This window comes from Streptomyces sp. S.PB5 (assembly GCF_030403745.1).
Classification (GTDB): Bacteria; Actinomycetota; Actinomycetes; order Streptomycetales; family Streptomycetaceae; genus Streptomyces.
Genome location: NZ_JAQMWP010000010.1, coordinates 77,634 through 103,303, shown reverse-complemented (window position 1 = coordinate 103,303; position 25,670 = coordinate 77,634). Strand labels below are relative to the sequence as shown.

The window sequence follows — 25,670 nt, the reverse complement described above, 5'->3', positions numbered from 1 at the left end:
CCTCTAGCGCGCCGCCCACAGACCCCGGACGTGCCCCAGATGCCGGGCCATCACCTCGTGCGTCGCCGCCTCGTCCCGTGCCATCAACGCGTCGATGAGTTCGAGGTGTTCCTCCGCCGAGGCCAGCAGCCGGCCCGCCTCGACGAGCGCGGTGAGCCCGTAGAGGCGGGAGCGCTTTCGCAAGTCGCCTACGACGTCGACGAGATGGGCATTGCCGGAGAGGGCCAGCAGGCCCAGATGGAAGCGGGTGTCGGCCTCCACGTACGCCACGAGGTCGCCGGCCGCCGCGGCCTGGACGATCTCCCGGGCGGCCGGTCGCAGCGCCTCCAGGGAGACCGGGTCGGCGGTCCGGGCCAGCGCCGTCACCGTGGGGATCTCGATGAGCGCACGGATGTGGGTGTACTCGTCGAGCTGCTTCTCGGAGACCGCGGTGACCCGGAACCCCTTGTTGGGGACGGTGTCGACCAGGCCCTCCTTGACGAGGTCCAGCATGGCCTCACGCACCGGCGTCGCCGAGACCCCGAAGCGGGCGGCGAGCGTCGGTGCGGAGTACACCTCGCCGGGGCGCAGCTCACCGGCGATCAGCGCGGCCCGCAGGGCGTCGGCGACCCGCTCCCGGTAGCTGCTCTTCTTGCCGCCGAGGGTGGGCAGGGCCGGGGCGGCGGCGGGCGAGCCGGTCTGGGCGGCGGGCATGGGCGGTCTCCTCGTACGGCACGTGCGGGTGCGGGACAGGGGTGCGCGCGGCGCGGGGCAGGGCGGGGCGGCGTATGCCATGCCACGCACGTATGCCATGTCACACGCCACCAGTATCTACGCCGCGGACCGCGGCGTCGCGGTCCGGGCGGTCCCGCCGGCTAGAGGACGAACCCGGCCGGGAACGGGTCGGTCGGGTCGAGCAGGTACTGGGCGGTTCCGGTGATCCATGCCCGGCCGGTGAAGCTGGGCAGGACGGCGGGGAGGCCGGCGACCTCGGTGGTGCCGAGGAGGCGGCCGGTGAACCGGGTGCCGATGAAGGACTCGTTCACGAACTCGGTGTGCAGGGGGAGTTCGCCGCGCGCGTGCAGCTGGGCCATGCGCGCGCTGGTGCCGGTGCCGCAGGGTGAGCGGTCGAACCAGCCGGGATGGATGGCCATGGCGTGCCGGGAGTGGCGGGCGGTGGACCCGGGGGCGTACAGGTGGACGTGGTGCACTCCGTGGATGTCGGGGTCCTCGGGGTGGACGGGTTCGCCCTCGGCGTTGATCGCCTCCATGAGGGAGAGGCCCGCCTTGAGGATGTCGTCCTTGCGGTCCCGGTCGAAGGGCAGGTCGAACTCGTCCAGCGGCAGGATGGCGTAGAAGTTGCCGCCGTACGCCAGGTCGTATGTCACCGTCCGCCCGTCGGCGAGCGTGATCTTGCGGTCGAGGCCGACGGAGAAGGAGGGCACGTTCTGGAGGGTGACGTGCCGCGCGGCCCCGTTCTCGACCGCGACCTCGGCGACGACGAGGCCCGCCGGGGTGTCGAGGCGGATCGTGGTGACGGGTTCGACGACCTCGACCATGCCGGTCTCCACCAGCACGGTGGCCACCCCGATGGTGCCGTGCCCGCACATCGGCAGATAGCCGGAGACCTCGATGTAGAGGACGCCCCAGTCGCAGTCCGGGCGGGTGGGCGGCTGGAGGATGGCACCGCTCATCGCCGAGTGGCCGCGGGGTTCGTTCATCAGGAGCTGCTTGATGTGGTCGCGGTGCTCACGGAAGTACAGCCGCCGCTCCCCCATGGTCGCGCCGGGGATCGTGCCGATACCGCCGGTGATCACACGGGTGGGCATGCCCTCGGTGTGCGAGTCGACGGCGTGCAGGACGAGTTTGCTGCGCATGGATCCGGTCCTCTCCTCGCGGTCACGCAAGTCCGGCGGCGACGGCCCGCTCGGTGGCGGAGCGGACTACGGCCTCCTGCTCGGGCAGCAGGGGCTGGCGCGGCGGACGGCAGGGTCCCCCGTGCCGGCCGACGATGTCCATGGACAACTTGATGGCCTGCACGAACTCGACCTTGGAGTCCCAGCGCAGCAGCGGGTGCAGCTGCTCGTACAGTTTCCTCGCGGTGGCGAGGTCACCGCCGACGGCCGCCTTGTAGAGGTCGGTGCTCGCCCGGGGCAGCGCGTTCGGGTAGCCGGCCACCCAGCCCTTGGCGCCCGCGATCGCGAGCTCCAGCAGGACGTCGTCGGCGCCGATCAACAGGTCGAGTTCCGGGGCGAGTTCGGCGAGCTGGTAGGCGCGGCGGACATCGCCGGAGAACTCCTTCACCGCCTGGATGTGGCCCTCGGCGTGCAGTTTGGCGAGCAGTTCGGGGACGAGGTCGACCTTGGTGTCGATGGGGTTGTTGTAGGCGACGACCGGCAGGCCCGCCTCGGCGACGGCCGCGTAGTGCGCGAGCACCGAGCGTTCGTCGGCGCGGTAGGCGTTGGGCGGCAGCAGCATCACGGACGCGCAGCCCGCGTCGCGCGCCTGCTCGGCCCAGCGCCGGGACTCGGCGGAGCCGTAGGCGGCGACACCCGGCATCACCCGTTCCCCGCCGATCGCGGCGACGGCCGTCTCGACGACCTTGGCCCGCTCCTCGGGGGTGAGCACCTGGTACTCGCCGAGCGAGCCGTTGGGTACGACGCCGTCGCAGCCGTTCTCCACGAGCCAGGCGCAGTGGTCGGCGTACCGGGCGTGGTCGACGGACAGGTCGTCGTTCAGCGGGAGCGCGGTGGCGACGAGGACACCGTGCCAGGGGCGATGATCGTTGGCGGCCATGGAGGAGGCCCTCTCTACGAGATGTGACATATCACTGTTCCTCGGTCTCTGCGGTCCGGGCGAGCACACCGAGTGGCACCGGTCGGGCGAACGGCCGCCTGCCCGGGGTGAGTTCGCACCCGGCCAGCCCCGCGACCGCGGGCCCGCACACCCGCCCCTGACACCAGCCCATTCCGGCCCGCGTCAGCAGCTTCACGGTCCGCAGATCACCCGCGCCCAGCTCCGCCACCGCCTCGCGGATCGCACCGCCGGTGACCTCCTCGCAGCGGCAGACGACGGTGTCGTCGGTGACCTGCTCGGTCCAGTGGCCGGGCGGTGCGCAGACGCTGTCGACGGCCGCGAAGAAGGCGCGCAGCCGGGTACGGGCCCGCGCGGCCCCCGCCCACTCCGCCGGGTCGGGTGCCGTGCCGTGCAGGCGCGCCGCGATCGACCGGCCCGCGATGTGCCCCTCGGCGAGGGAGAGCGCGGCGCCGCCGATGCCGGTGGTCTCGCCCGCGGCCCAGACCCCGGGTACGTCGGTGCGCTGCTCGTCGTCGACGTGCACGGCCATGCCGTCGAGGCGGCAGCCGAGCGTCTCGGCGAGGTCGGTGTGCGGGAGCATGCCGTGCCCGACGGCGAGGGTGTCGCAGGCGATACGGCGCTCGGTGCCGGGCCTGACCCGCCCGTCGGCGTCGAGCGCGGCGACGGTGACCGCCTGGAGCCGATCCGCGCCGTGCGCCTCGACGACGGTGTGGTGGGCGAGCGTACGCACCCGGTGCCGGAGCAACCGGGCTGCGTACCGGGCGCCTTCGGCGAGCTTGCCGGGCTCGGCCGCCAGCGCACGGGACCGCCGTACGAACGCCTTCGGGTCCGCCGACTCCACGAGTGCCGTCACCCTGACACCGGCCGCGGCGAGACCGGTCGCGACGGGAAGCAGCAGCGGCCCCGTACCGGCGACCACGGCGGTGCGGCCGACGACCGAGAGGGTGCCCTTGAGCATGGCCTGGGCGCCGCCCGCGGTGAGGACTCCGGGGAGCGTCCAGCCGGAAAAGGGCAGGACCTTCTCGTAGCCGCCGGTGGCGAGGAGCACGGCGTCGGCGCGGACGGTCACCGGCTCCTCCTGCTCGGGGCCGAGGAGGGCGTGCACGGTGAGACCGGCCGGCAGCCGCTCGACGAACCAGACATGATGATCCGTCAAGTGGGTTGCGGAGCCTGCCTGTACGTGGCTGCGGAGCCCGTCGTCGAGTCGCTCCCAGGTGTGCCACTGGTGGTGCAGGGCCTGGGGGCGGCGGGCGCCGAGTCCGGGCGCCGGGCGGCGGTAGAACTGTCCGCCGGCCTGCGGCGCGGAGTCGATCAGCGTGACCCGGACACCGCGTGAGGCGGCGACGATGGTGGCCGCGAGCCCTGCCGGGCCCGCGCCGATCACCGCGAGGTGCGGCCGGTCATGCGCCATGCCCGGTCCCCTCCTGCGTGCGGATCGCGTCGCCCGGTTTCAGGGGTACGAGGCAAGCCCGTTGGTTCGGGCGGTCGTTGAGGGTCACGAGGCAGTCGAAGCAGACGCCGATACCGCAGAAGACGCCGCGCGGGCGGCCCTCGCCGCGTGTCGAACGCCATGACGTCACACCGGCCGACCAGAGCGCGGCGGCGACCGTCTGCCCGGGCAGCGCCTCGATGGCGCGGCCGTCGAGGGTGACCGTGAAGGCCGGGCCCGGGTGGGCGTCGGCCAGTTCGAACGGGGATCTCACGCGGTCTCCTCCTCGGCGGCGGGGAAGCGGTCGGGCCGGAAGGGCGCCAGGTCCAGCTCGGGCGTCTTCCCGGTCAGTGCCTGTGCGATCAACTGCGCGGTGCCGGTGGCGAGTCCGATGCCCGCACCTTCGTGACCGCACGCGTGGTGCAGACCGGGGACGCGCGGGTCGGGGCCGATCGCGGGGAGGTGGTCGGGCAGGTACGGGCGGAAGCCGAGGTAGGCCCGCATCGCCCGGGCGTCCGCGAGGAACGGGAACAGCCGGGTCGCGCCCGCCGCCAGTGCGCGCACGACCGGCAGCGAGAACGACCGGTCGAAGCCGACCCGTTCCCGGCTCGCGCCGATCAGCACCGGTCCCGCGGCCGTCCCTTCGACGACCGGCGAGGTCTGCAGCGCGGCGGAGTCGCTGGCCACGTCGGCCACGTAGTCGGCGGCGTAGACCTTGTGCCGGACCATGCGCGGCAGGGGTTCCGTCACCAGGACGAAGCCGCGGCGCGGGAGCACGGGGAGGTGGACGCCCGCGAGCGCGGCCAGTTCGCCGCCCCAGGTGCCTGCCGCGTTGACGACCGCGGGGGCATGGATGTCGCCCCGGCCGGTACGGACGCCGCGCACCGCGCCGCCGGGCGTCAGCAGTACGTCCGTCACGGCCCGGCCGGTGAGCAGCCGGGCGCCCGAGGCGCGGGCGAGGTGGGCGGCGGCCAGCGCGGGCATGACCTGGCAGTCCTGGGGATAGCGGACGGCGCCGGGAAGGCCCGGCGCCAGGCGGGGTTCCAGGCCGTACAGCTCCTCCCCCACGACGGTCTCGGCGACGACGCCGGCGGCGCGCTGTCCGTCGGCGAACCGCTCCAGGGCCGCGAGCCCGTCCGGGGTGGAGGCGACGACCACGCCGCCCTTGGCCTCGTACTCGACGGCCGGCCCGAACTCCTCGGCGAGGTCCGCCCACAGACGTGCGGACAGGAGGGCGAGGTCAAGTTCCGGGCCGGGTTCCTTGTCGGAGACGAGGAGGTTGCCCTCACCGGCGCCGGTCGTGCCGCCGGCCACCGGACCGCGGTCCACCACGATCACGCGAAGGCCCGCCCGGGCCGCGTACAGGGCGCAGGCCGCGCCCACCATTCCGGCCCCGACGACCACGACGTCACAGGTCAGCCGCTCGCTCACGCCAGTACTATGTCACATACCTCTGCCGGTCGGAATGCCGGAACCTCCTCCAGTGGGCCGGCCGGGCCGGTCGGGGGATCAGGGCACGGCATTCCTCGACAGCTGAACGGACAACCGATCAGAAACGAAAGTCGCGGGGGCTCAGCCGGTGCCGGACGAGTCGCGGACGTGCAGTTCGGGCAGGATCGACAGCCGGTGGGGCGGCCGGTCGGGGTCCCCCACACGCTGCAGGAGGAGGTCGACGGCCGCGGCACCCACCGCCTGCCTGGGCGGGGCGACGGCGGTCAGCGGGATGTCGGCCAAGGCGGCCAGGTCGTCGTCGTAGGCCACGATCGCGAGGTCGCCGGGGACCGCGATGGCGCGGGCCCGCAACTTGTTGAGCAGCAGCAGGGCGTCATGGTCGTTGTGGACCAGGACCGCGTCGACCCGGCCGTCCGCGACCTGGTCCAGGTAGGCGTCCAGCCGTGCGTCGTGGTCGCGCCGGACGGCTTCCGAGGGGGCCGGTACGACGAGCCGGGCCGACTCGGGGGCGGACAGCCCCGCCGCGTCGAGCCCCTTGCCGTAGCCCTCGCGGAGCGCGTCGGCGTACGGGCTGTCCTCGCGCAGGATCAGGCCGATGCACTTGCGGCCGCGGCCGGCGAGATGGCGTACGGCGAGCCGGGCGCCGTGGACGTGGTCGCTGACGGCGTGCTCGGTGGCCGTCTCGTCCTCGCGCCGGCGCTCCACGAGCACGACGGGGACGGGCAGTTCGGCGTACCAGGGCGGGCCGTCGCCGGTGCCGCTGGGGGTGAGGAGCAGGCCGTCGACGCCGTCGGCGAGCAGCTGCCCGGCCTGGGCGCGCTCCTCCGCCTCGTCGTGGCGCGAGATGCCGAGGACGAGCCGGACGCCGTACCGGCCGGCGGCTTCACGGGCGCCCTTGATGACGTCCGGGTAGTAGGAGCCGGCGTCCGGCACGATCATGCCGAAGGTGCGCGGGAGCTGCCCGCCCGGCGGCCGCCACGGCTCGGGGGCGGCCTCGGTGCGGGTCTCCCGCAGCACCGCTCCCCCGTGCACCCGCGCCAGCAGCCCCCGTTCGTCCAGGGTCTCGACGTCCCGGCGGATGGTGACGGACGAGACACCGAGCTCCTGCGCGACGTCACTGACCCTGATCGACCCGATGTCCCGCAACCGGCGCAGAATCGCCTGGTGCCGCTCCTCGGCATGCATACGCCACCCCGTCCCCTCGGCGTCCCGGCGCCGCACGGCGCCCCGGCCCGAAGCGTACGCCCCACTCGTTCATATGTGAATGTTTTCGATCGAACAGACAGATACGAAAGGGGTCGTTCAGGAGGTGCAGAAGGTGACGGCCCGGCGGACCGCGCTCACTCCGGTGCGGGGACCACCCTCAGATGCGCGACCGAACGGCGCGCGCCCCGCGTCCCGGCGGATGTCCGGCGCGTCTCGCGGAGCACCAGGGTCAGCCGGGTCCAGCCCAGCTCGCGCAGGGTGCCCGGCGTCTCGTCCACGACCCGGCAGTCGGTGGCGCCCCAGCGCGGGTCGGGATGCAGGACCGGGCGGACGGCGCCGTCGTGGGCGAAGGCGCGTTCGCCGACCGCGCGGATCCAGTGCGGCAGGCCGTGCCGGTAGGCGGCGTCCATGATGGGGTCCTGGGCGATGTCCCGGCGGATGGACTGCAGTTCGTGGTCGTGGCCGTCGCGCTCCACGGCGGCCGCGAAGTGGGCGAGCATCGGCAGGCACCAGCTCGACTCGTGCTCCCCGAGGACCGTGCCGGCGTCCGGATGGAAGAGGACGAACCGGAGGAAGTTGTCACCGGGCATAGCCGTGGGGTGCGGGCCGACGCCGACGAAAAGTGTCTCGAAAGCGGCGTTGGAGAGGACGACGTCCCAGCGGTGGTCGAGGACCATGGAGGGGAAGGGGACCGCTTCCAGGAGGGTGGCGTAGTCCTGCAGATACGCCCGGGCCTCGGGGGTCTCGGGGACGGACCGCGGCTTAGGCCGCTGCCCTCCTGCCTGTTGTGCCATCGGGAGGTCACCCCTCTTGCCTATGCGGCCTTCGCGCGGCGCCCCGATCCTGCTGCCCGGGCACAAGTGGTGTCAACTATCGTGGCATTTCATGTCTGTTGACGGCTGAAATTGGCCACAGTTGTGGCGAGACCTGGCTGTGGGTTCGAACAAGGGCTACTCTCCCGGGAGTTCACGGCAACCGCTTGTGATGATCTGCTTGTGAGAAGCCTGTGAGAGACGTAGGAGATCTGTCGGTGACGGACGGCTTCGCGAATCCGGGCGCCGCGCCGGCGGCCGTGCTGCCGGCCGTCGTCGTCCGTGTCACCGCACTCGCCGACCGGCTCGGCGTGCCGCACGCGGAGGTCTTCCACACCGGCCGCCTGTCCGTGGCGTCCGGGGTTCCCGAGCCGGTGGTCAAGGCCCTGCTGAGCGGCCGCCCGGCGGGTGAGCCCGACATCCAGGCCCGTTTCCTGCAGCGCCTGGACCTGCTGCGGCGCACCCGGCTCAAGCCCAACGGGCGCAAGTACACCCAGCAGGAGATCGCCGACGGCGCCGGCATGTCGCGGCAGCAGGCGGGCGCCCTCATCAACGGCGACCGGCGTCCCACCATGGAGCACTGCGACGCCATCCAGCGCTTCTTCCGGGTGCACGCGGGTTTCCTCACGGCCGAGGACCCCGAGGCGCTCGCCGGGGCCCTGCAGCGCACCGAGCAGGAGCTGCTGCAGAAACTGGCCGACCGCGAGAAGGAGACGTCGGCGTCGGCCGGTGACCCTCTGGAGCGGCTGCTGCAGGACCACGGGGTCCGCGGGATCGCCTGGCGGGCCGCGCAGCTGCCCACCGACCAGCACCGCGACAAGGTCGCCGAGTGGCTGGACATGCTCCTGGAGAGCGTCAAGCGGCCCGAGTCGTGAGCCGGGGGATAACTGTGGGCATCGGTAGGGAAATGCGGCGCCTGAGCGGCGAGTTGGTGGCGGAGCTGGACCTGTCCGCGCCGGCCCGCCCCGCCGATCTGTACACGGCCCTGTGCGCCGCGATGAGCCGCCGCCGCGGCCGCCCGGTCCACTTCCGTACGGCCGCCTTCCCCGTCGGCACCGCGAGCGGGCTGTGGCTCGACATGGCGGACCAGGATCTGGTCGTCGTGGAGGAACGCACGGCCCCCGGGCACCAGTTGGTGATCCTCGGCCACGAGCTGTGGCACATGAACGCCGGCCACTGCAGTCATCACGTCGAGGGTGCCGCGGTCGCGGCCCGCATGCTCAGCGACGACGCCGACCTCCGCGCGGCCGTCCTCAAGGTCGCCGCCCGCAGCCGCTTCGACCAGGCCGACGAGAAGGAGGCCGAACGCTTCGGCCTGCTGCTGGCCAGCAAGTGCCGTACCTGGCTGGACGGTTCATCGGTACGGGGCCCGGTACGGCGTGACCGGCTGGCGGGCCGCATCGAGGTGTCCTTGGGGTATCTGGGCCCACAGGGCTGACGGCACCTGCTCCGAGGCGAGGCCCACCGGCCGCGAAAGAGCCGCAGGGGTGCGCCGAAGGCGAAAGAGCAAGAACTCACGTCGCGCTGCGTTCGCTGGCCTCTCGCAGGTCGCGTTCCACCGCGCGGTTGCGCACGGTGTCGGGCCGGCCGGCGGCGGTTCCGGGGCGGCCCTCGCAGAGCAGGTCTCGCCAGTGGTCGCGGCTCCAGTCGGCCGGGGCGGTCGTGGCGGTGAACTCCTCGACCAGGGAGACGAAGCGGGAGGGGTCGGTGTGGAAGGGGAAGTGCCCGGCGCCCTCGAAGATCTCCAGTCGGCTGCCCGGCATCGCCTCGTGCGCCCCGAACGCGTGCCGTACCGGCACCACGCTGTCCCGGTCGCCCCACAGCAGCATCGTCGGCATGCCCTCGGTCAGATAGCAGCGGTCGAGCATCGTCACCACCTGCCCCCGCCAGTCGACGACCGCGCGCAGGGTGCGGATGAAGGCGTTGCGTGAGGTCTCGTCCGGCAGGGCGTCGACGAGGTTGAGGAGGTCGGGGGCGTCCTGCCCGAGGTCGGTGTCCAGGAGCCTCATGAGGTGGACGCCGAGCCCCACCTGGAGCCGCATGCCCGGCAGCCGCAGCGCCGACAGCATCAGATGGGCGCCCGGCAGCGAGACCAGCCGCAGCACGGGGTTCACCTCGCGCCCCACGCCGCCGGCGCTGACCAGGATCAGCCGCTCGGTGCGCTCGGGGAACTGGTAGGCGAACTGCATGGCCACACCGCCGCCCAGCGAGTGCCCGACGAGGGTCGCCGACTCGATGCCGAGGGTGGTCAGCAGATCCCGTACGCCGTTGGCGTACGCGGCGACCGAGTAGTCGGCGCGCGGTTTGTCCGAGGCGCCGTGGCCGAGCAGGTCGGGGGCGATCACGGTGTGGGTGCGGGCGAGGTCGGGGATCAGCTCCGCCCAGGTGGCGGAGGAGTCCCCGATGCCGTGGATGAGCACCAGTGCGGGACCCTCGCCGGCCATGCGGAAGGCGCGCCGGTAACCGTGCACGACCCGGTACTGCAACTCGAGTTCACCGTCTCCCACGGAGCGCAGCCGTACGGTGCGCGCCGGGCGCCGGTGCGGGACGTCGACCACGCACGTGCCTCCCGTTCCATGGCCGCCGGGCAGCGGCCGAAAGCCCTTCCCTCCAGCGTAGAGCCCCTTTCCCACAGCCGATTTCAAGGAGGTTTCGCCTCCGCTAAGCGGGCGAACCGGAATGCGCCGAAGCCCCGTTGTCAGTGGTGGGCGGCAAGCTGGAGATGCACCCCTTGTGCGGGTGCGTGAGAGACGAGCCGACCCGGGGAGAGCCGACCGATGCCCACCGCCGTACTGACCGACCGCGAGCGCACCGCCGTCCAGGCCTATCTGCGGCTTCTGCACACCGTGCGCGCCGCCTTCGACGGCCCGCCGGACGGCCGGCGACCACCCGTGGTCCCGCCCTCGGTGCTGGCCGAGGCGGAACGGGCGCTGGCGGACGCGGGTCTGACGGGGAACGAGGAGGCGTTCTTCCGTCTGCTGCAGAACTGGGTCCCGCAGCCGTGAGGGGCGCGCTCGCGGGTGCGGCGCCCGCGGCCGGGGTACGCGCGGCCGGAGTGTCCGCGGCCGGGGTGCGCGCGCTCAGGTGTGCGGGACCACGACCGCCGTCGCCAGCAGCCCGTGTCCGACGGTCCAGCGGCCCTCGAAGCGGTCGAGGCGCTTGCCCGCCACCATCGGTCCGGGTACGAGGAGTTCGGCGCTCAGGCCGCCACAGAGCCGTTCTCCGGGGTCCACGAAGAGCTCGATGTCGGCCTCGGTGAAGTCGAGCCACTTCCGGGCGAGGGGGAACCACGCCTTGTAGACGGACTCCTTGGCGCTGAACAGCAGCCGGTCCCAGTGGACGTCGGGCCGCTCCTCGGCGAGTCCGCGCAGCCGCTCCGCCTCGGTGGGCAGGGCGGCGTAGGCGAGGACCCCCTCGGGGAGCGGCTCGTCGATCTCGGCGTCGATGCCGAGGGAGAGCAGGTCGGTGGCGCGGGCCAGAGCGGCGGCGCGGTAGCCGTCGCAGTGGGTCATGCTGCCGATCAGGCCCTCCGGCCAGCGCGGGGCGCCGCTCTCGCCGGGCAGGACGGGCTGCCGTGGGACGCCGAGTTTCTCCATGGCCCGGCGGGCGCAGGAGCGCACTCCGGCGAACTCGCGCCGGCGCTTGGCCGCCGACCGTGCCACGACGGCCGCCTCCTCGGGGAACAACGGGACGGTCGTGTCGTCACCGTACGTCGCCACGGCCACCACCGTGTCCGGCAGCAGCTCCTCGATCACCGGGGCCTACCTCCCTGGGCAGAATGCGGCGCAGCCGGCCCGGCGGGTCGGGGCGCTGGCGCCACTCCCGGGGGTATCCGACCGACACCTCTTCGAAACGGACACCCTCGTGCCACGTGGTCCGAGGGATGTGGAGATGACCGTAGACCATGGTGTCGACACGGAATCTGCGGTGCCAGTCGGCGGTGAGTTCCGTGCCGCACCACATCGCGAACTCCGGGTACCAGAGCACCTCGGTCGGGTGCCGGTCCAGCGGGTAGTGGTTGACCAGCACGGTCGGCAGGTCGTCGGGCAGTTCGGCGAGTCTGCGTCCGGTGTGCTCGACGCGGGCCCGGCACCAGGCCTCGCGGGTGGGGTAGGGGTCGGGGTGCAGGAGGTACTCGTCGTTGCAGACGATGCCGGTGCCGTACGCGTACTCCAGTCCCTCCTCCTTGGTCGTGCAGCCCTCGGGCAGGAAGGAGTAGTCGTACAGCAGGAACAGCGGGGCGACGACGACCGGGCCGCCGGGGCCCTCCCACACGGGGTAGGGGTCCTCCGGGGTGGTGACTCCGAGGTCGCGGCAGAGGGCGACCAGGTGCTCGTAGCGCTCGACGCCGCGCAGGGTGACCTCGTCCTCGGGGTGGGTCCACAGTTCGTGGTTGCCGGGGACCCAGACGACCTTGCGGAAGCGGCCGGCGAGGGTTTCCAGCGCCCAGCGGATCGAGGAGACGGTCTCGGCGACGTCACCGGCCACCAGGAGCCAGTCGTCGTCCGTCTCGGGGTGCATCTCCTCGACCAGCGCACGGTTCTCGGGATAGCCGATGTGCAGATCGCTGATGGCCAGTAACTGTCCGGCATCACCGGCCGTCGATGTCACCCTCTCGCCCCCTCCGAGCACGCGTTTGGCTCCACGACAGCATATTCACGGCGCCCGGACAACCGGCCGGGCCGGGCCCGGGGGACATGGCCGGGAGATGGTTCAAGATCGAAAAATCCGTAACACGCACGTTGCACGACGGACCCTCGGGAAGCCGTATGATCGCCCCAACACCACCGCCATGAACTTCCCTTCGCGCAGGGCGGTTTGGTGTCCCTCCAAACACCCTGGCCGGGCCCGGCCTGCTTCGTCGTGCCCGAAAACCCCGAAAGGCGGCCTGCATGATCTCTCGCGTACGCGTCTGGCTCAACCGCACGTACGCGGAGAACGTGTTCTTCATGGATCAGCTGCGCCGAAATCCCAGTGATCGCGCCGTCGAGATCCATGCGACGCACGGCGACGCCGACTCCCCCGTGCTGGCCGCCGCCGACACCGCGGAACTGGAGCCGGAGGGCCTGTCCCCGGCCGCGTACGTCGAGTACGCGCTCGACCAGTGCACCCGGCGCGGCATCGACGTGTTCGTGCCCCGGCTGCACCAGTCGGCGATCGTGGCGCACCGCGCGGAGTTCGAGGCGGCCGGTACGGCGCTGCTGGCGCCGCCGCCGGAGGGCGTGGCCGTCTTCGAGGACAAGGTGATCGCCTACGAGGCCGTGCAGGCCGTCGGGGTGCCGGTGCCGCCGTGGTGGCGGGTGCGCTCGGCGGAGGAACTGGTCACGGCGGTCGAGAAGTTGGAGGCCGACGGGCACAAGGCATGCTTCAAGCCGGCGTCCGGGGCGGGCGGGGTGGGCTTCCGCGTCATCACGCGCGCCCCCTTCTCACTCGTTCACCTCGAAGGGTTCCCGAGCCCGTACGTGCCGCTGGACATGGTCGTGCAGGCGCTGGCGCAGTCCGGCAAGCCGGTCGACTGGCTGGTCATGCCGCGCCTCGAACAGCCCGAGGTGTCGGTGGACTGCCTCACCGGGCCCGACAACCGGGTGCGGCTGGCGATCGGCCGTACGAAGAACGGGCGGCGGCGCGGGTTCACGCTGCACGAGCAGTGGCTGGAGCCGGCGCGGATCATCGCCGAGGGGTTCGGGCTGCACTATCTGTCCAACATCCAGTTCCGGATGTTCGGTGACACGCCGGTGCTGATGGATGTGAACACACGGCCGGCGGGCGGCCTGCACCAGCTGTCGCTGTGCGGGGTCAACGCGCCTTGGGCCGCCGTGCAGTTGGCGCTGGGCGAGGACCCCGGGGTGATCGTGCCGCCGTTTTTGGGACAGGACTACACGGTGGTGTCGGGGCCGCGGCAGCTCAGGCCCGTGGCGATTCCGCATCAGAGGGCGGAGGTTTCCGAGCCGCTGCCCGCGATGCCCGCGCCCGCGGCGGCCGAGCCGGTCGGCGTCGACTCGGTCTCGGCGGCCGGTCAGGCACTGCCGCTCTAGGCCGTCGGCACCCCTCTCACAGGGCACCCTCCCCTCAACCGGTATGGACCAATTCCCCCTCTCACCCTTGACAGGCGGATTGGTCCATACCAACTTGTGTTGCGCACTCCCCTGCACTCCCGGGCACCCCCATATCTTCAGGGAGATCACGTGCGCACCCCACTCCTGTGGCGTCCCAGACGTCTCTTCGCGCTCCTCGGCACCGCGGCCCTCGCGCTCGCCGGTGCCGTCGCCCTTCCCGGTACCGCCCAGGCGGCCAACGTCCTGACCAACCCCGGGTTCGAGTCGGGGGCCCTGAGCCCCTGGTCCTGCACCGGCAATCTCGGCTCGGTCGTCTCCTCCCCCGTGCGCACCGGCGGCAAGGCGCTCGCCGGTGCGGTGAGTTCGAGCGACATCGCCAAGTGCAGCCAGACCGTCGCCGTGCGGCCGAACACGGCGTACACGCTGAGCGGCTGGGTGCGCGGCAGCTATGTGTACCTCGGGGTGGACGGCGGTTCCTCGACATGGACCTCGTCGCCGTCGGCGTACAGCCAGCTCAGCGTGTCCTTCACGACCGGTGCCTCGCAGACCAGTGCCACCGTGTACGTCCACGGGTGGTACGCGCAGGGCACCTACTACGCCGATGACATCAACCTCGACGGCCCGGGCGGGAGTTCGGACACGCAGGCGCCGACCGTGCCGTCGAGTCTGCGGTCGACCGGGAAGACCTCGTCGAGCGTGTCGCTGGCGTGGAACGCCTCGACGGACAACGTGGGTGTCACGGCGTACGACGTCTACAGCGGGCCGAACCAGGTGCTCAGTGTCTCCGGTACGAGTGCCACGGTCAGCGGGCTCGCCGCCAGTACGGCCTACACCTTCACCGTGCGGGCGCGGGACGCGGCCGGGAACTCCTCCGCTGCCTCCAACGCCGTGAGTGTGACCACCGACGCGGGCGGCGGGGGCGGTACCGGGTTCAAGCAGGCCGCGCCCTATCTGTACCTCGGGTGGGGTGATCCGCCGAGCGCGAGCTCGGTGATGAGCTCGACCGGGATCAAGTGGTACACGATGGCGTTCATCCTGTCCTCCGGCGGCTGCAATCCGGCCTGGGACGGCAGTCGGCCGCTGACCGGCGGCAACGACCAGAGCGTCATCAACTCCATCCGGTCCGCCGGCGGTGACATCGTGCCGTCGATCGGCGGCTGGAGCGGGAACAAGCTCGGGCCGAACTGCTCCACCCCCGAGGCACTGGCCGGCGCCTACCAGAAGGTGATCGACGCCTACGGGCTCAAGGCGATCGACGTCGACATCGAGAACACGGACGAGTTCGAGAACGCGACCGTGCAGGACCGGATCCTGGGCGCCCTGAAGATCGTCAAGGCGAACAACCCGGGGCTGCGGACCGTGCTGACCTTCGGGACGTCCACGACCGGGCCGACGTACTGGGGCAACCGGCTCATCGAGCAGGCCAAGGCGCTCAACGCCGGCATCGACGTGTTCACGATCATGCCGTTCGACTTCGGCGGCGGCGCCGACATGTACGGCAACACCGTGAACGCGACGGAGGGGCTGAAGACCAAGCTGAAGTCCACCTTCGGCTGGGACGACGCCACCGCCTACGCCCACATCGGCATCTCCGGCATGAACGGGCTCTCCGACCAGCAGGAGCTCACCTCCCCCGCGACCTGGACCTCGATCCGGGACTGGGCGAACTCCCGTCACATCGCACGGCTGGCGTTCTGGTCGGTCAACCGTGACCGGCCGTGCCCGGGCGGCGGCGTGGTCAGCAACTGCTCCGGCATCAGCCAGAGCAACTGGCAGTTCACCTCCATCACGGCCGGGTTCACCGGCTGAACCACGAGTCAGCCGGTCCCGTGCCCCACGCCTGCGAGATGTTCAGCAGGCGGCACGAAAGGGTCACGGCGGGCTGGAAGCCCGCCGTGACCCGGTGACTCACCGCGTTCTCAATCCTTGACGGGAACCGCCGTCCGCGGCGCGGTCAGAAGCGTCCCGCGCCCCGGTACAGCTCCAGTTCTCCGTCCAGCTCGACCGCGAGCACCGTGGCGTGCGGGTCGAGGTCGGACTCCGCGGGCGGTTCGATCCACAGCACGCCGACCGCCTCGTGCAGTCCGCCGATCACCCGGTGGGCGAGCTCGGTACCGGTGCCGAGGACGGTGACCTTGCGGACCGGGGTGACGAGCCCGCGGACACCGATCTCGGCGCGGGGGATGTCGAACAGGGTCAGGTAGAGGGTGCGCCGGTCGGCGGAGAGGGTGCTGGGCCCGTAGTGGTGCCCGGCGGGCAGTCCACGGACCGTTCCGTACACCGCCTCCGCGTGCCTGGCGATCCACTCCCCCAGCCCTTCGAGGCGCTCCACCTGCGGCTGCGGGATGGTGCCGTCCTCCATCGGGCCGACGTCGAGGAGCAGATTGCCGCCTCCGCCGATGGTCTCGGTGAAGTAGCGGACCAGCTGGGTGAGCGACTTGTGGTTGTGGTCGTGGTGCTGGTATCCCCACGAGTCGTTGATGGTCAGGCACAACTCCCAGGGCCCGGCGGGCGGTTCGATGGGGGCGCCCTGTTCGGGGGTGGCGTAGTCGCCCTCGCTGAGCATGCGGGCGTTGAAGACCACGTCGGGGTTGTACGAGCGGATGAGCGCGGCGAGTTCGGGGATCCGCCACTGCTCCTCGCTGCGGTCCCACTCGCCGTCGAACCACATCAGGTCGGGCCGGTAGCGGGAGGCCAGTTCGCGGATCTGGCCGTCGCGGTAGGCGATGAACCTCTCCCAGGCCGCCAGGTCCTCGTCCTTGGCGGCGCATTCGGAGTAGCGGTTGTCCTCCTGCTCCGGCGGGCGGCCCGGCTTGCGCGTGGAGGCGTAATCGGGGTGGTTCCAGTCGGAGTGCGAGTAGTAGAAGCCGACCTTGAGGTCCTTCTCGCGTAGCGCCTCGGCGTACGGGCCGATGTAGTCCTTGCCGAGGTTGAGGTCGCCGAACTTCGTGTCCCACAGGGCGACTCCGTCGTGGTGACGGGTCGTCAGCACGGCGTACCTCGCCCCGGCGCGGGCGAACAGGTCGGCCCACGCACGGGGGTCGTACTCGGCGCCCGTGAAGCGGTCGAGCTGGGACATGTACCGGTCGTGCGGGACGATGTCGTCGTAGAACGACCAGGACTCCTGGACGCCGTCGACGGCGTAGATGCCCCAGTGGACGAAGATCCCCAACTTGGCGTCGGTGAACCAGGGTTGCATGGGCACGGGTCAGTTCACCTCGGCACGCTTCAGTCGCAGGGTCAGGATCTGGAAAGGACGCAGCCGGACCGGGACCTCGCCGTCGACGACGGCCTCGTCCCCGGTGAGCGGGCGCTCCAGGAGGTCGGTGACCGTGGCCCCGGCGAGCGGGAAGCCGGTGCGCAGGACGCCCTCGGCGCGGCCGCCGCGGGACTCGTAGAGCCGTACCACCACATCGCCCGAGGTGTCGTCGGCGAGCTTGACCGCCTCCACGGTGATGCCCTCGCCGTCGACGGAGACGACCGGCTCGGGCTCACCCGCCGAATCGGCCACGCGGAGGGGGAGGTTGAGGGCGTACCCCTCGGCGACCGCGTCCTCGATGCTCGCGCCGGGCAGCAGGGAGTACGTGAAGCGGTGCCTGCCCTGGTCGGCCTCCGGGTCCGGGACGCGCGGGGCGCGGACCAGGCTGAGGCTGACCTTCGTCGTCGTACCGCCGTCCTCGCGGACCGTGCGGGTCACGTCGTGGCCGTAGGTCGAGTCGTTGAGGACGGCGACGCCGTAGCCGGGTTCGCCCACATGCACCCAGCGGTGGCCGGAGACCTCGAAACGGGCCGCCTCCCAGCTGGTGTTGGTGTGCGTCGGGCGCTGGATGTGGCCGAACTGGATCTCGGCGGAGGAGTGCGGGGCGCGGATGTCGATCGGGAAGCCGGCCTTGAGGATCTTCTCGGCCTCGTGCCAGTCGATGTCCGTCTCGATGTCGATCCGGGGGCTGCCGGCGCGGACGCTGATCGTCTGGGTGATCGTCGAGCCCTTGCCGAAGGCGCGTGTGACACGGACGGCGCCGAGCAGCGGGTCCTGCGAGACGACCTCGATCGAGGAGGCGTCCAGCAGGTCGGTGAAGCGGTTCTTGTAGTGCTTGTCGATGTCCCAGGCGTCCCAGTAGTTCGGGAGGTCGGTGTGGAGGCGGAGGAGGTTGCCGGGCTCGGCGAGGACTTCACGGTTCGCGCGGATGTCGTATACAGACGACAGTGTTCCGTCTTCCGCCACCTGTACCCGGACGAGACCGTTGTCGAGGACGTGGCCGTCGACCGACACGGGGTGCGCGGGCTCGGCCGCGTCGGCCGCGAGGGGCGCGCTGCCGTTCGCGGGGACCGACACGAACGCCGGTGCGCCGGAGCCGTCCCGGACCACCTCGGCGCGGTCGTACGGGCTGGTGTTGAAGACCCGCGCCCCGCCGCCGCCCAGCGCCGCGACCGCCTCGGCCGTCAGCGCCTCCAACTCCTCGGCCACGCGGGCGTATTCGGCCTCCGCCTCGCGGTGCACCCAGGCGATGGACGAGCCCGGCAGGATGTCGTGGAACTGGTGGAGCAGGACCGTCTTCCACAGGCGGTCGAGCTTGTCGTACGGGTAGGTGTAGTCCGGCGCGTGCAGCGCGGCCGTCGTCGCCCACAACTCGGCCTCGCGCAGCTTGTGTTCGCTGCGGCGGTTGCCCTGCTTGGTGCGGGCCTGGGAGGTGTAGGTGGCGCGGTGCAGCTCCAGATAGAGCTCGCCGTGCCAGACGGGGGCGTCCTCGTACTCGGCGCGGGCCTTGGCGAAGAACTCGTCGGGGTGCTCGACGACAACCTTGGGCGAGCCCTCCAGGTCGGCGAGACGGCGGGCGCGTTCCATGATCTCGCGGGTGGGGCCGCCGCCGCCGTCGCCCCAGCCGAAGGGGGCCAGCGAGCGCTTCCCTGCGCCCTTCTCGGCGTAGTTGCGGACCGCGCGGTCCATCTCCTCGCCGGAGAAGCGGGCGTTGTAGGTGTCGACGGGCGGGAAGTGCGTGAAGATGCGGGTGCCGTCGATGCCCTCCCACCAGAAGGTGTGGTGGGGGAACTTGTTGGTCTGGTTCCAGGAGATCTTCTGGGTGAGGAACCAGTCGTTGCCGGCGAGCTTGGCGAGCTGCGGGTAGGCGGCGTTGTAGCCGAAGGAGTCCGGCAGCCAGACGCCCTTGGTCTCGATGCCGAAGTGCTCGATGAAGAACCGCTTGCCGTGGATGAGCTGGCGGGCGATGGCCTCGCCGCCGGGCAGGTTGCCGTCGGACTCGACCCACATGCCGCCGACCGGCGCCCACTGGCCCTTCTTCACGGAGTCCTGGATACGGGCCCAGACGTGCGGGTAGTTGTCGCGCACCCACTCGTACTGCTGGGCCTGGGAGCAGGCGAAGATGAAGTCGTCGTACTCGTCGGCGAGCGAGGTGACGTTGGAGAAGGTGCGGGACGTCTTGCGCTTGGTCTCGCGGATCGGCCAGAGCCAGGCGGAGTCGATGTGGGCGTGGCCCACGCCGGAGACGATGTGCGCGCTGGCGTGGGCGGGCTTGGCGAGGACCGGGGCGAGCACCTCGCGGACCGCCGCCGCGCTGCCGGAGATGTCGTCCAGGTCGAGGACGTCCATGGCCCGGTCCAGGGCGTGCATGATCTCGTGGCGGCGGGGCTCGTGGTCGCCGAGGTGGGTCATGACGCCGAGCAGGACCTGGATGTCGAGGTCGAGGTGCCAGACCTCTTCGTCGAGGACGGCGATGTCGGCGCGCTGGAAGGTGTAGAGGGGCTTGTCGCCCGCCGTCAGCACATCGCCCAGCAGCGTGGGCCGGGAGAAGTTGTTCGCCAGGATGTCGGGGTTGGAGGCGGCCTCGACCAGGTAGTCGATCCGCTCGCCGCCGGTGGCCGGGTTGGCGATCGGGACGTACTGGTTGAGCGGGTTGACCGCCTTCAGGGGGCGGCCGTCGGGCAGGTGGACCAGGGCCTCGGCCTGGTTGCCGGGCCAGTCGCCGACGAAGCCGAGGTCGATGACCGCCTCGACGCGCTTCCCGGCGAACGCGGCGGGCACCTCGCCCCGCATCCGGAACCAGGTGGTGCCCCAGGGCGGGCCCCACGGGGTGTCCATCGCGAAGGGCGTGTACCGGGCGGCGGCCGCCTCCTCGAAGGAGACCGGCTCACCGGGCGCCTGCCACGCCTCGACCTCGAAGGGGACGGTGGCCGCGTAGACGGCGGGCTTGATGCGCTGGGTGTGGAGGCGCTCTACGCGCTCCTCGATCCGTCGGCGTTCGTCGTGCATGGAGAGCTCCAGGGAGGAGGAAGAGAAGGGGTCGGCGGAGAAGGCAGGGGAAAGCGCTTACCAGCAGGTGCTCACCTAAGGTACGCCAGGCCCGGATGGACCTCGCGATAGCCCTCCACCAGCCGCCGGGCGACGTTCACGGAGTCCACGAGCGGATGCAGCGCGAAGGCCTTCACCGCGGTCGTGCGGGAGCCGGACTCGGCCGCGGCGAGCACCTCGCGCTCGACCGCCTTGACCGCGCAGACCAGCCCTGTGGCGTGGTCGGGCAGCGGCTCGACGGCGACCGGGTGGGCGCCGTTGGCGTCGACGAGGCAGGGGACCTCGATCACGGCATCGTTGTCGAGCACCGAGAGGGTGCTCTGGTTGCGGACGTTGAGGATCAGGGTCGTGCGCTCGTCGCGGGCGATGGCCCGCATCAGCGCGAGGGCGACCTTCTCATAGCCGCCGGACAGGTCGTCGGCGTCGCGCTCGCCGGCGCCGGCGGTCTCGCGGTTCTCGGACATGTAGGTGGCCTCGCGCTCGGCGCGGGTGCGGTCCCAGACGTCCAGTGCCTTGGCGTCGGCGGCGCCGACCTCGTCGTAGAAGCGGGCCTGCTGGTCGCGGAGGAAGGCGCCGCGGGTCTTGTCGGCCTGCTGGTAGGCGCGCACGGCCTCGCGGTTGAAGTAGTAGTAGTGCAGGTATTCGTTCGGGATCGCGCCGAGCGACTGGAGCCAGTCGACGCCGAAGAGCTTGCCCTCCTCGAAGGAGCCGAGCAGTCCGGGGTCGGCGAGCAGGCGCGGGAGTTCGTCGCGGCCCGCGACGCGCAGGCCGCGGACCCAGCCGAGGTGGTTGAGGCCGACGTAGTCGATCCAGGCCTCGCGCGGGTTCGCGCCGAGCACCCGGGCGATACGGCGGCCGAGGCCGACCGGGGAGTCGCAGATGCCGATGACGCGGCCCGCGAGGTGGCGGGACATGGCCTCGGTGACCAGACCGGCCGGGTTGGTGAAGTTGATGACCCAGGCGTCGGGGGCGAGGCGGGCGACGCGCCGGGCGATGTCGACGGCGACGGGGACCGTGCGCAGGCCGTAGGCGATGCCGCCGGCGCCGACGGTCTCCTGGCCGAGGACACCCTCGGCGAGGGCCACCCGCTCGTCGTTCGCCCTGCCCTCCAGGCCGCCCACGCGGATCGCGGAGAAGACGAAGTCGGCGCCGCGCAGGGCCTCGTCGAGGTCGGTGGTGGCGGTGACCTTGGGGGCGTCGTCGACGGTCGACGCCTGTTCAGCCAGTACACGGGCGACTGCATACAGTCGTCTGTCGTCCAGATCGTGCAGAACGACTTCCGTGACCCGCCCCTCGGCACGGTCCGTCAGAAGCGCCCCGTACACGAGCGGCACCCGGAATCCGCCGCCGCCCAGAATCGTCAGCTTCACGCTTGAGCCTTTCCTGCCAGCGCCACCACGACGCCGGCCTCCTCCAGGGAGGCCCGCGTCGCGGCGTCCACCGGCGCGTTCGTCACCACCACGTCCAGGTCCTCGGGACCGCAGACCTTCGCCATTCCCGTCCCCGGGAACTTCGCCGCGTCGGCGAGCAGCACCACCTTGTCGCTCACCTTGATCATGGCGCGCTTGACCGGCACCTCGACGACCGTCGTGTCCATCACCTGCCCACCGGGGCGCACTCCACTGGTGCCGAGGAAGAGCCAGTCGGCGTGCAGCTGACGGAGGTTGTCCTCGGTGAGGAAGCCGACCAGGGAGCGGTACTCGCGGCGGACCATGCCGCCGAGCAGGACCAGTTCGATGCCCTCGTCGTCGGCGAGCTCCTCGTAGACCACCAGGTTGCTGGTGATCACGGTGAGGCGGCGGCCGTGCAGCTGGCGGGCGAGCCGGTAGGCGGTGGTGCCGATGTCGAGCAGCACCGACTGACCGTCCTTGATCAGCCCCGCCGCATGCGCGGCTATGGCGTCCTTCTCGGCCACGCGGACCTCGGCGACCTCCGCGAAGGGCTGGTCGCCCTCCTCGGCGCGGGCGCCGCCGTGGACCCGGGTGAGCAGCCCGTCCTCCTCCAGTTTGACCAGGTCACGCCGGATGGTGGCGGGGCTCACACCGAGCTGCTCGGAGAGGTCGGTCACAGCCGCGGGGCCGCCCGAGCGCAGGGCCCGCAGGATGAGTTGATGTCGTCGTTCCGCCAGCATGCCGTGAACAGTACTCGTCATCTTCAATCATTTCCATGCTCAGTTCTGCTCGGGTATTGACCAATCGTGCGGAGCGGCGCACGATTCCGGTCATCGAAATTGACGAGTTTTGACGAGAGGTGGCGAGTGTGGATGACGACAGGCCCGACGTACTCCTGACCGGGCTGCTCTTCTACGACCTCGTCCTCACCGGGCTCGGAAAGCCGCCGACGCCGGGCGAGGAGATCTGGACCGGCGGCATGGGCTGCGGCCCCGGCGGCATCGCGAACCTCGCGGTCGCCGCGTCCCGGTTCGGCCTGCGCACCTCGCTGGCCACGGTCTTCGGCGACGACTTCTACGGCGAGTACTGCCGGGACGTCCTGTGCGACCAGGAAGGCATCGACCTCTCGCTCTCCCGTACCGCCGACGGCTGGCCCACCCCCGTCACCGTCTCGATCGCGCAGGGCCACGACCGGGCCCTGGTCACCCATGGCACGGAGCCCCCGTACTCGCAGGACACGCTGATGGGCGACCCGCCCGAGGCGCGTACCGCCCTCGTCCACCTCGAGGCCGAACCCCGCGAGTGGATCGCCAGGGCCGCCGCGAACGGCACCCACGTCTACGCCGACGTCGGCTGGGACCCCACCCAGCAGTGGTCCACGGACCTCCTCGACCAGCTGAAGCTGTGCCACGCCTTCCTCCCCAACGAGACCGAGGCGATGGCCTACACCCGCACCGACAGCGCGGTCGCGGCGCTCGGCACGCTCTCCGAGCTGGTGCCGGTCGCGGTGGTCACGCGGGGCGGGGACGGCGCGGTCGCCGTGGACCAGACGACCGGTGAGTACGCGGACGTCCCGGCCCTCGACATCGATGTCCTGGACGCGACGGGCGCCGGGGACGTGTTCGGCGCGAGCTTCGTCGCGGCCTCGCTCGGCGGCTGGCCGCTGGCGGAGCGGCTGCGGTTCGCGGTGCTCGCGGCCGGGCTGTCCGTCCGGCATCCGGGCGGGGCGCTGGCCGCGCCTGGATGGTACGGCGTCGACCGCTGGTGGCGGTCGCTGTCGGCGGCCGGCCGTGGACTGTCCGCGGCCGACCGTGAACTGAAGACTGCATACGGTTTTCTGTCGGACCGGATCCCACCGGATCCCGGGCCCCCCGTCCAGTACGCCCCCGTGACCCCACCCGCACGGCAGCTCTGACTCCCCCACGCCCCCACGCAACGCCCCTCATGCGAAGACCCGAAAAGACCCGAAAGGCGGTGGGAGCTGTGCGGCTCTCACGAAGAGGCCTGCTCCGCGCGGGCCTGGCCGGTACGGCCGCCACGGCGCTCGGCGGCCTGGCGTCCGGCTGTGCCGTTCCGACCGGCTCGACCGGCCGGAACATGGTCCTGTGGTACTGGAGCGGCGGTCTGAGCGACACCGTCGTGAAGAACGCCAAGGCCCGCTACGACAGTTCGGTGGACCTCCAGGCCATCCAGATCGGCGGCCAGTACCGCTCGAAGCTCATCACCACCATCACAGGGCGGGCCCACATCCCCGACATCGCGGGGCTCAAGGGCGAGGACATGGCCGCCTACCTCCCGAACGCGGACCAGTTCATCGATCTGCGGACGCTGGGCGCGGAGAAGTACAGGAGCCGGTACCTGTCCTGGAAGTGGGACCAGGGCATCGCCGACGACGGCACGATGGTCGGCTTCCCGATCGACTGCGGGCCGGTGGCGCACTACTACCAGTACGACGTCTTCCAGAAGGCCGGACTGCCGTACGAACCGGCGGACGTCTCCCGGGAGTTGAACACCTGGGAGAACTTCTTCGCCGCGGGTGAGCAGCTCAAGAAGCGGATCCCGGGGACCATGCTCCTCACCGACGTCAACTCCGTCTTCGAGAACGTCGTGCAGCAGGGCTCCAAGCGGTACGTCGACAAGGACCGTCATTTCATCGGTGACCAGGAGCATGTGCGCAACGCCTGGGCGCTCGCCGTGGAGGCCAAACGCCGCGGGATCGTCTCCGACCTGGTGAACGGCACCCCGGACCAGCTGTCGGCCAAGCAGGACGGCAAGCTGCCCAGCGAACTGGGCGCCTCCTGGGCGGCCTTCGACATCAAGAACGGTGTGCCGAAGACCAAGGGCAGGTACCGGGTCGCCGACATGCCGGTGCGGCCCGCCAACAACGGCGGCTCGTTCCTGTCGATCACCAAGGCGTGCCGGGAGCCCGAGCAGGCCTTCGAGATCATCACCTGGATGCTCGACGCGGCCAACCAGGCGCAGGGTTACGTCGACGCGGGCCTCTTCCCCTCCACGCCCGCCTCCTACGGCCTCAAGCAGATGCAGGAGCCGGACGACTTCTTCGGCGGCCAGGTCACCACCGACATCTTCGGTCCTGCCGCGCAGAAGATCGCCGTCGCCTACAACAGCCCGTTCGACGTCGCGCTCGGGCAGCCCATCAAGGACGAGATCAAGAACGTCGGCGTCCTCGGCAAGGACCCCGAGAAGGCCTGGAGTGACGCCATGAGCAAATGCCGTCGCATCGCGAAGCACCTGGGGGTGAGCTACTGATGGCCGTCCTGGAGCAGACCCCGCCCGCTGTCGCGCAGCCCTCGCCGTCCCAGCCCAAGAAGGGTTTCCGCAAGTACTGGCACCTGTATGCCGCGATCTCCCCCTTCTATCTGATCTTCCTCGGCTTCGGCCTCTTCCCCGTCGGCTTCTCGCTCTACCTCTCCTTCCACCGCTGGGACGGCCTCGGCACCATGGAGTGGGCCGGGCTCTCGCAGTACCAATACCTGCTGAGCGACAGCGACTTCTGGAACTCGATCGGCAACACGGTCATCATCTGGGCGCTGGCCACCTTCCCCATGATCTTCCTGGCGATGGTCACGGCCGTGATGCTCAACTCGGCGGTCCGCTTCAAGAGCCTGTACCGCGTCGCGTACTTCCTGCCGAACGTCACGTCGGTCGTGGCGATCGCGATCGTCTTCGGGTCGATCTTCTCCACCAACAACGGTGTGATCAACGCCGTCCTGCACGGGTTCGGGATCGACCAGGTGGCCTGGCTGAACACGCCCTGGGGCATCAAGGTCACCATCGCGGCACTGATGACCTGGCAGTGGACCGGCTACAACGCCATCATCTTCCTCGCCGGCCTCCAGACCATCCCGAGCGATCTGTACGAGGCGGCCCGTATGGACGGCGCCGGACCGATCCAGACCTTCTTCCGGATCACGCTGCCGCTGCTGCGGCCGACCCTCCTGTTCGTGCTCGTCGTCTCGACGGTCACGGGCCTGCAGAGCTTCTCCGAACCACAGGTGCTGCTCCAGACCTCCTCCAACGACTCGACGTTCGCGGGCGGTCCGGGCCACTCGGGCCAGACGATGGTCCTCTACTTCTTCCAGCAGACCTTCGACAACAACGACTTCGGGTACGGAGCCGCGGTGGCCTGGGGCATCTTCCTCGTCGTCGTGCTCTTCTCGATCATCAACTGGCGCCTCGTGCAGCGCCGGGGCGAGTAGG

The 25,670-nt window shown here is 71.1% G+C and carries 23 protein-coding genes; 8 read left to right on the top strand and 15 right to left on the bottom strand.

The window, feature by feature from the left end; all coding sequences use genetic code 11:
• Positions 1-3 precede the first annotated feature (3 nt).
• The 8 genes from PH203_RS26265 to PH203_RS26230 all read right to left on the bottom strand — a co-directional run bounded on the left by PH203_RS26265 (position 4) and on the right by PH203_RS26230 (position 7,677).
• Entirely contained in the window at positions 4-693 is a 690-nt protein-coding gene (locus tag PH203_RS26265) for a GntR family transcriptional regulator (RefSeq protein WP_289922964.1), read from the bottom strand.
• A 161-nt stretch (positions 694-854) separates the two neighbouring features.
• Positions 855-1,856: a proline racemase family protein gene (locus PH203_RS26260; protein WP_289922963.1), complete on the bottom strand. Its 1,002-nt coding sequence runs from the start codon at positions 1,854-1,856 to the stop codon at positions 855-857.
• 22 nt (positions 1,857-1,878) lie between these two features.
• Positions 1,879-2,775 (bottom strand): dihydrodipicolinate synthase family protein, encoded by an 897-nt coding sequence (locus PH203_RS26255; RefSeq protein ID WP_289923229.1) that lies wholly within the window; start codon positions 2,773-2,775, stop codon positions 1,879-1,881.
• Between the two features lie 31 nt (positions 2,776-2,806).
• Positions 2,807-4,207 (bottom strand): FAD-dependent oxidoreductase, encoded by a 1,401-nt coding sequence (locus tag PH203_RS26250; protein ID WP_289922962.1) that lies wholly within the window; start codon positions 4,205-4,207, stop codon positions 2,807-2,809.
• Positions 4,197-4,499 (bottom strand): (2Fe-2S)-binding protein, encoded by a 303-nt coding sequence (locus PH203_RS26245; protein ID WP_289922961.1) that lies wholly within the window; start codon positions 4,497-4,499, stop codon positions 4,197-4,199. Before PH203_RS26245 ends, PH203_RS26250 begins: the two co-directional genes overlap by 11 nt.
• Positions 4,496-5,656: an FAD-binding oxidoreductase gene (locus PH203_RS26240; RefSeq protein WP_289922960.1), complete on the bottom strand. Its 1,161-nt coding sequence runs from the start codon at positions 5,654-5,656 to the stop codon at positions 4,496-4,498. The genes PH203_RS26245 and PH203_RS26240 overlap by 4 nt, the downstream gene beginning before the upstream one ends.
• A gap of 141 nt (positions 5,657-5,797) precedes the next feature.
• Positions 5,798-6,862, bottom strand: a complete 1,065-nt coding sequence (locus tag PH203_RS26235) for a substrate-binding domain-containing protein (protein ID WP_289922959.1) — start codon at positions 6,860-6,862, stop codon at positions 5,798-5,800.
• Positions 6,863-7,017: 155 nt separating this feature from the next.
• On the bottom strand, positions 7,018-7,677 hold the full coding sequence (locus PH203_RS26230; RefSeq protein WP_289922958.1) for a hypothetical protein: 660 nt from the start codon (positions 7,675-7,677) through the stop codon (positions 7,018-7,020).
• A gap of 236 nt (positions 7,678-7,913) precedes the next feature.
• Between PH203_RS26230 and PH203_RS26225 the strand changes: the two genes are divergently transcribed.
• Together PH203_RS26225 and PH203_RS26220 are read left to right on the top strand one after the other, a co-directional pair.
• Complete coding sequence (locus PH203_RS26225) at positions 7,914-8,570, top strand: helix-turn-helix transcriptional regulator (RefSeq protein ID WP_289923228.1); 657 nt, start codon at positions 7,914-7,916, stop codon at positions 8,568-8,570.
• 32 nt (positions 8,571-8,602) lie between these two features.
• On the top strand, positions 8,603-9,133 hold the full coding sequence (locus PH203_RS26220; RefSeq protein ID WP_289922957.1) for a toxin-antitoxin system, toxin component: 531 nt from the start codon (positions 8,603-8,605) through the stop codon (positions 9,131-9,133).
• A 76-nt stretch (positions 9,134-9,209) separates the two neighbouring features.
• Here PH203_RS26220 and PH203_RS26215 read toward each other — a convergent pair whose 3' ends face one another.
• On the bottom strand, positions 9,210-10,253 hold the full coding sequence (locus tag PH203_RS26215; RefSeq protein WP_289922956.1) for an alpha/beta fold hydrolase: 1,044 nt from the start codon (positions 10,251-10,253) through the stop codon (positions 9,210-9,212).
• Between the two features lie 219 nt (positions 10,254-10,472).
• Here PH203_RS26215 and PH203_RS26210 point away from each other — a divergent pair, with 219 nt between their 5' ends.
• Positions 10,473-10,700 carry a hypothetical protein gene (locus tag PH203_RS26210; RefSeq protein WP_289922955.1) on the top strand — a complete coding sequence of 76 codons (228 nt, stop codon included), beginning with the start codon at positions 10,473-10,475 and terminating at the stop codon, positions 10,698-10,700.
• A gap of 75 nt (positions 10,701-10,775) precedes the next feature.
• Here PH203_RS26210 and PH203_RS26205 read toward each other — a convergent pair whose 3' ends face one another.
• Together PH203_RS26205 and PH203_RS26200 are read right to left on the bottom strand one after the other, a co-directional pair.
• Positions 10,776-11,450 (bottom strand): 4'-phosphopantetheinyl transferase superfamily protein, encoded by a 675-nt coding sequence (locus PH203_RS26205; RefSeq protein WP_289922954.1) that lies wholly within the window; start codon positions 11,448-11,450, stop codon positions 10,776-10,778.
• Positions 11,398-12,306: a metallophosphoesterase gene (locus PH203_RS26200; protein ID WP_289922953.1), complete on the bottom strand. Its 909-nt coding sequence runs from the start codon at positions 12,304-12,306 to the stop codon at positions 11,398-11,400. Before PH203_RS26200 ends, PH203_RS26205 begins: the two co-directional genes overlap by 53 nt.
• Before the next feature lie 281 nt (positions 12,307-12,587).
• On the opposite strand from PH203_RS26200, the gene PH203_RS26195 reads away from it, so the two are divergent.
• Together PH203_RS26195 and PH203_RS26190 are read left to right on the top strand one after the other, a co-directional pair.
• Positions 12,588-13,730, top strand: a complete 1,143-nt coding sequence (locus tag PH203_RS26195; RefSeq protein ID WP_289922952.1) for an ATP-grasp domain-containing protein — start codon at positions 12,588-12,590, stop codon at positions 13,728-13,730.
• Positions 13,731-13,880: 150 nt separating this feature from the next.
• Complete coding sequence (locus tag PH203_RS26190) at positions 13,881-15,560, top strand: carbohydrate binding domain-containing protein (protein ID WP_289922951.1); 1,680 nt, start codon at positions 13,881-13,883, stop codon at positions 15,558-15,560.
• Between the two features lie 145 nt (positions 15,561-15,705).
• Here PH203_RS26190 and PH203_RS26185 read toward each other — a convergent pair whose 3' ends face one another.
• From PH203_RS26185 to PH203_RS26170, 4 genes are all read right to left on the bottom strand, one after another.
• On the bottom strand, positions 15,706-16,956 hold the full coding sequence (locus tag PH203_RS26185; RefSeq protein ID WP_289922950.1) for an alpha-L-fucosidase: 1,251 nt from the start codon (positions 16,954-16,956) through the stop codon (positions 15,706-15,708).
• 3 nt (positions 16,957-16,959) lie between these two features.
• Positions 16,960-20,019 carry a glycoside hydrolase family 38 C-terminal domain-containing protein gene (locus tag PH203_RS26180; protein WP_289922949.1) on the bottom strand — a complete coding sequence of 1,020 codons (3,060 nt, stop codon included), beginning with the start codon at positions 20,017-20,019 and terminating at the stop codon, positions 16,960-16,962.
• Positions 20,020-20,090: 71 nt separating this feature from the next.
• Positions 20,091-21,428, bottom strand: coding sequence for a 6-phospho-beta-glucosidase (locus tag PH203_RS26175; RefSeq protein ID WP_289922948.1), 1,338 nt, complete (start codon positions 21,426-21,428; stop codon positions 20,091-20,093).
• The gene (locus PH203_RS26170) at positions 21,425-22,189 is read right to left on the bottom strand and encodes a DeoR/GlpR family DNA-binding transcription regulator (RefSeq protein WP_289923227.1); all 765 of its coding nucleotides are present in this window, start codon (positions 22,187-22,189) and stop codon (positions 21,425-21,427) included. Before PH203_RS26170 ends, PH203_RS26175 begins: the two co-directional genes overlap by 4 nt.
• Before the next feature lie 128 nt (positions 22,190-22,317).
• Here PH203_RS26170 and PH203_RS26165 point away from each other — a divergent pair, with 128 nt between their 5' ends.
• The 3 genes from PH203_RS26165 to PH203_RS26155 all read left to right on the top strand — a co-directional run bounded on the left by PH203_RS26165 (position 22,318) and on the right by PH203_RS26155 (position 25,669).
• Complete coding sequence (locus PH203_RS26165; RefSeq protein ID WP_289922947.1) at positions 22,318-23,364, top strand: carbohydrate kinase family protein; 1,047 nt, start codon at positions 22,318-22,320, stop codon at positions 23,362-23,364.
• A 68-nt stretch (positions 23,365-23,432) separates the two neighbouring features.
• On the top strand, positions 23,433-24,719 hold the full coding sequence (locus PH203_RS26160) for an extracellular solute-binding protein (RefSeq protein ID WP_289922946.1): 1,287 nt from the start codon (positions 23,433-23,435) through the stop codon (positions 24,717-24,719).
• Complete coding sequence (locus PH203_RS26155; RefSeq protein WP_289922945.1) at positions 24,719-25,669, top strand: sugar ABC transporter permease; 951 nt, start codon at positions 24,719-24,721, stop codon at positions 25,667-25,669. The genes PH203_RS26160 and PH203_RS26155 overlap by 1 nt, the downstream gene beginning before the upstream one ends.
• Position 25,670: the final 1 nt, after the last annotated feature.

What these genes read in the sequence shown, in the direction of transcription:
- PH203_RS26265 (WP_289922964.1), bottom strand. Translation starts at nt 693, where the DNA reads ATGCCCGCCGCCCAGACCGGCTCGCCCGCCGCCGCCCCGGCCCTGCCC.
- PH203_RS26260 (WP_289922963.1), bottom strand. Translation starts at nt 1,856, where the DNA reads ATGCGCAGCAAACTCGTCCTGCACGCCGTCGACTCGCACACCGAGGGC.
- PH203_RS26255 (WP_289923229.1), bottom strand. Translation starts at nt 2,775, where the DNA reads ATGGCCGCCAACGATCATCGCCCCTGGCACGGTGTCCTCGTCGCCACC.
- PH203_RS26250 (WP_289922962.1), bottom strand. Translation starts at nt 4,207, where the DNA reads ATGGCGCATGACCGGCCGCACCTCGCGGTGATCGGCGCGGGCCCGGCA.
- PH203_RS26235 (WP_289922959.1), bottom strand. Translation starts at nt 6,862, where the DNA reads ATGCATGCCGAGGAGCGGCACCAGGCGATTCTGCGCCGGTTGCGGGAC.
- PH203_RS26230 (WP_289922958.1), bottom strand. Translation starts at nt 7,677, where the DNA reads ATGGCACAACAGGCAGGAGGGCAGCGGCCTAAGCCGCGGTCCGTCCCC.
- PH203_RS26220 (WP_289922957.1), top strand. Translation starts at nt 8,603, where the DNA reads ATGCGGCGCCTGAGCGGCGAGTTGGTGGCGGAGCTGGACCTGTCCGCG.
- PH203_RS26210 (WP_289922955.1), top strand. Translation starts at nt 10,473, where the DNA reads ATGCCCACCGCCGTACTGACCGACCGCGAGCGCACCGCCGTCCAGGCC.
- PH203_RS26195 (WP_289922952.1), top strand. Translation starts at nt 12,588, where the DNA reads ATGATCTCTCGCGTACGCGTCTGGCTCAACCGCACGTACGCGGAGAAC.
- PH203_RS26180 (WP_289922949.1), bottom strand. Translation starts at nt 20,019, where the DNA reads ATGCACGACGAACGCCGACGGATCGAGGAGCGCGTAGAGCGCCTCCAC.
- PH203_RS26170 (WP_289923227.1), bottom strand. Translation starts at nt 22,189, where the DNA reads ATGCTGGCGGAACGACGACATCAACTCATCCTGCGGGCCCTGCGCTCG.
- PH203_RS26155 (WP_289922945.1), top strand. Translation starts at nt 24,719, where the DNA reads ATGGCCGTCCTGGAGCAGACCCCGCCCGCTGTCGCGCAGCCCTCGCCG.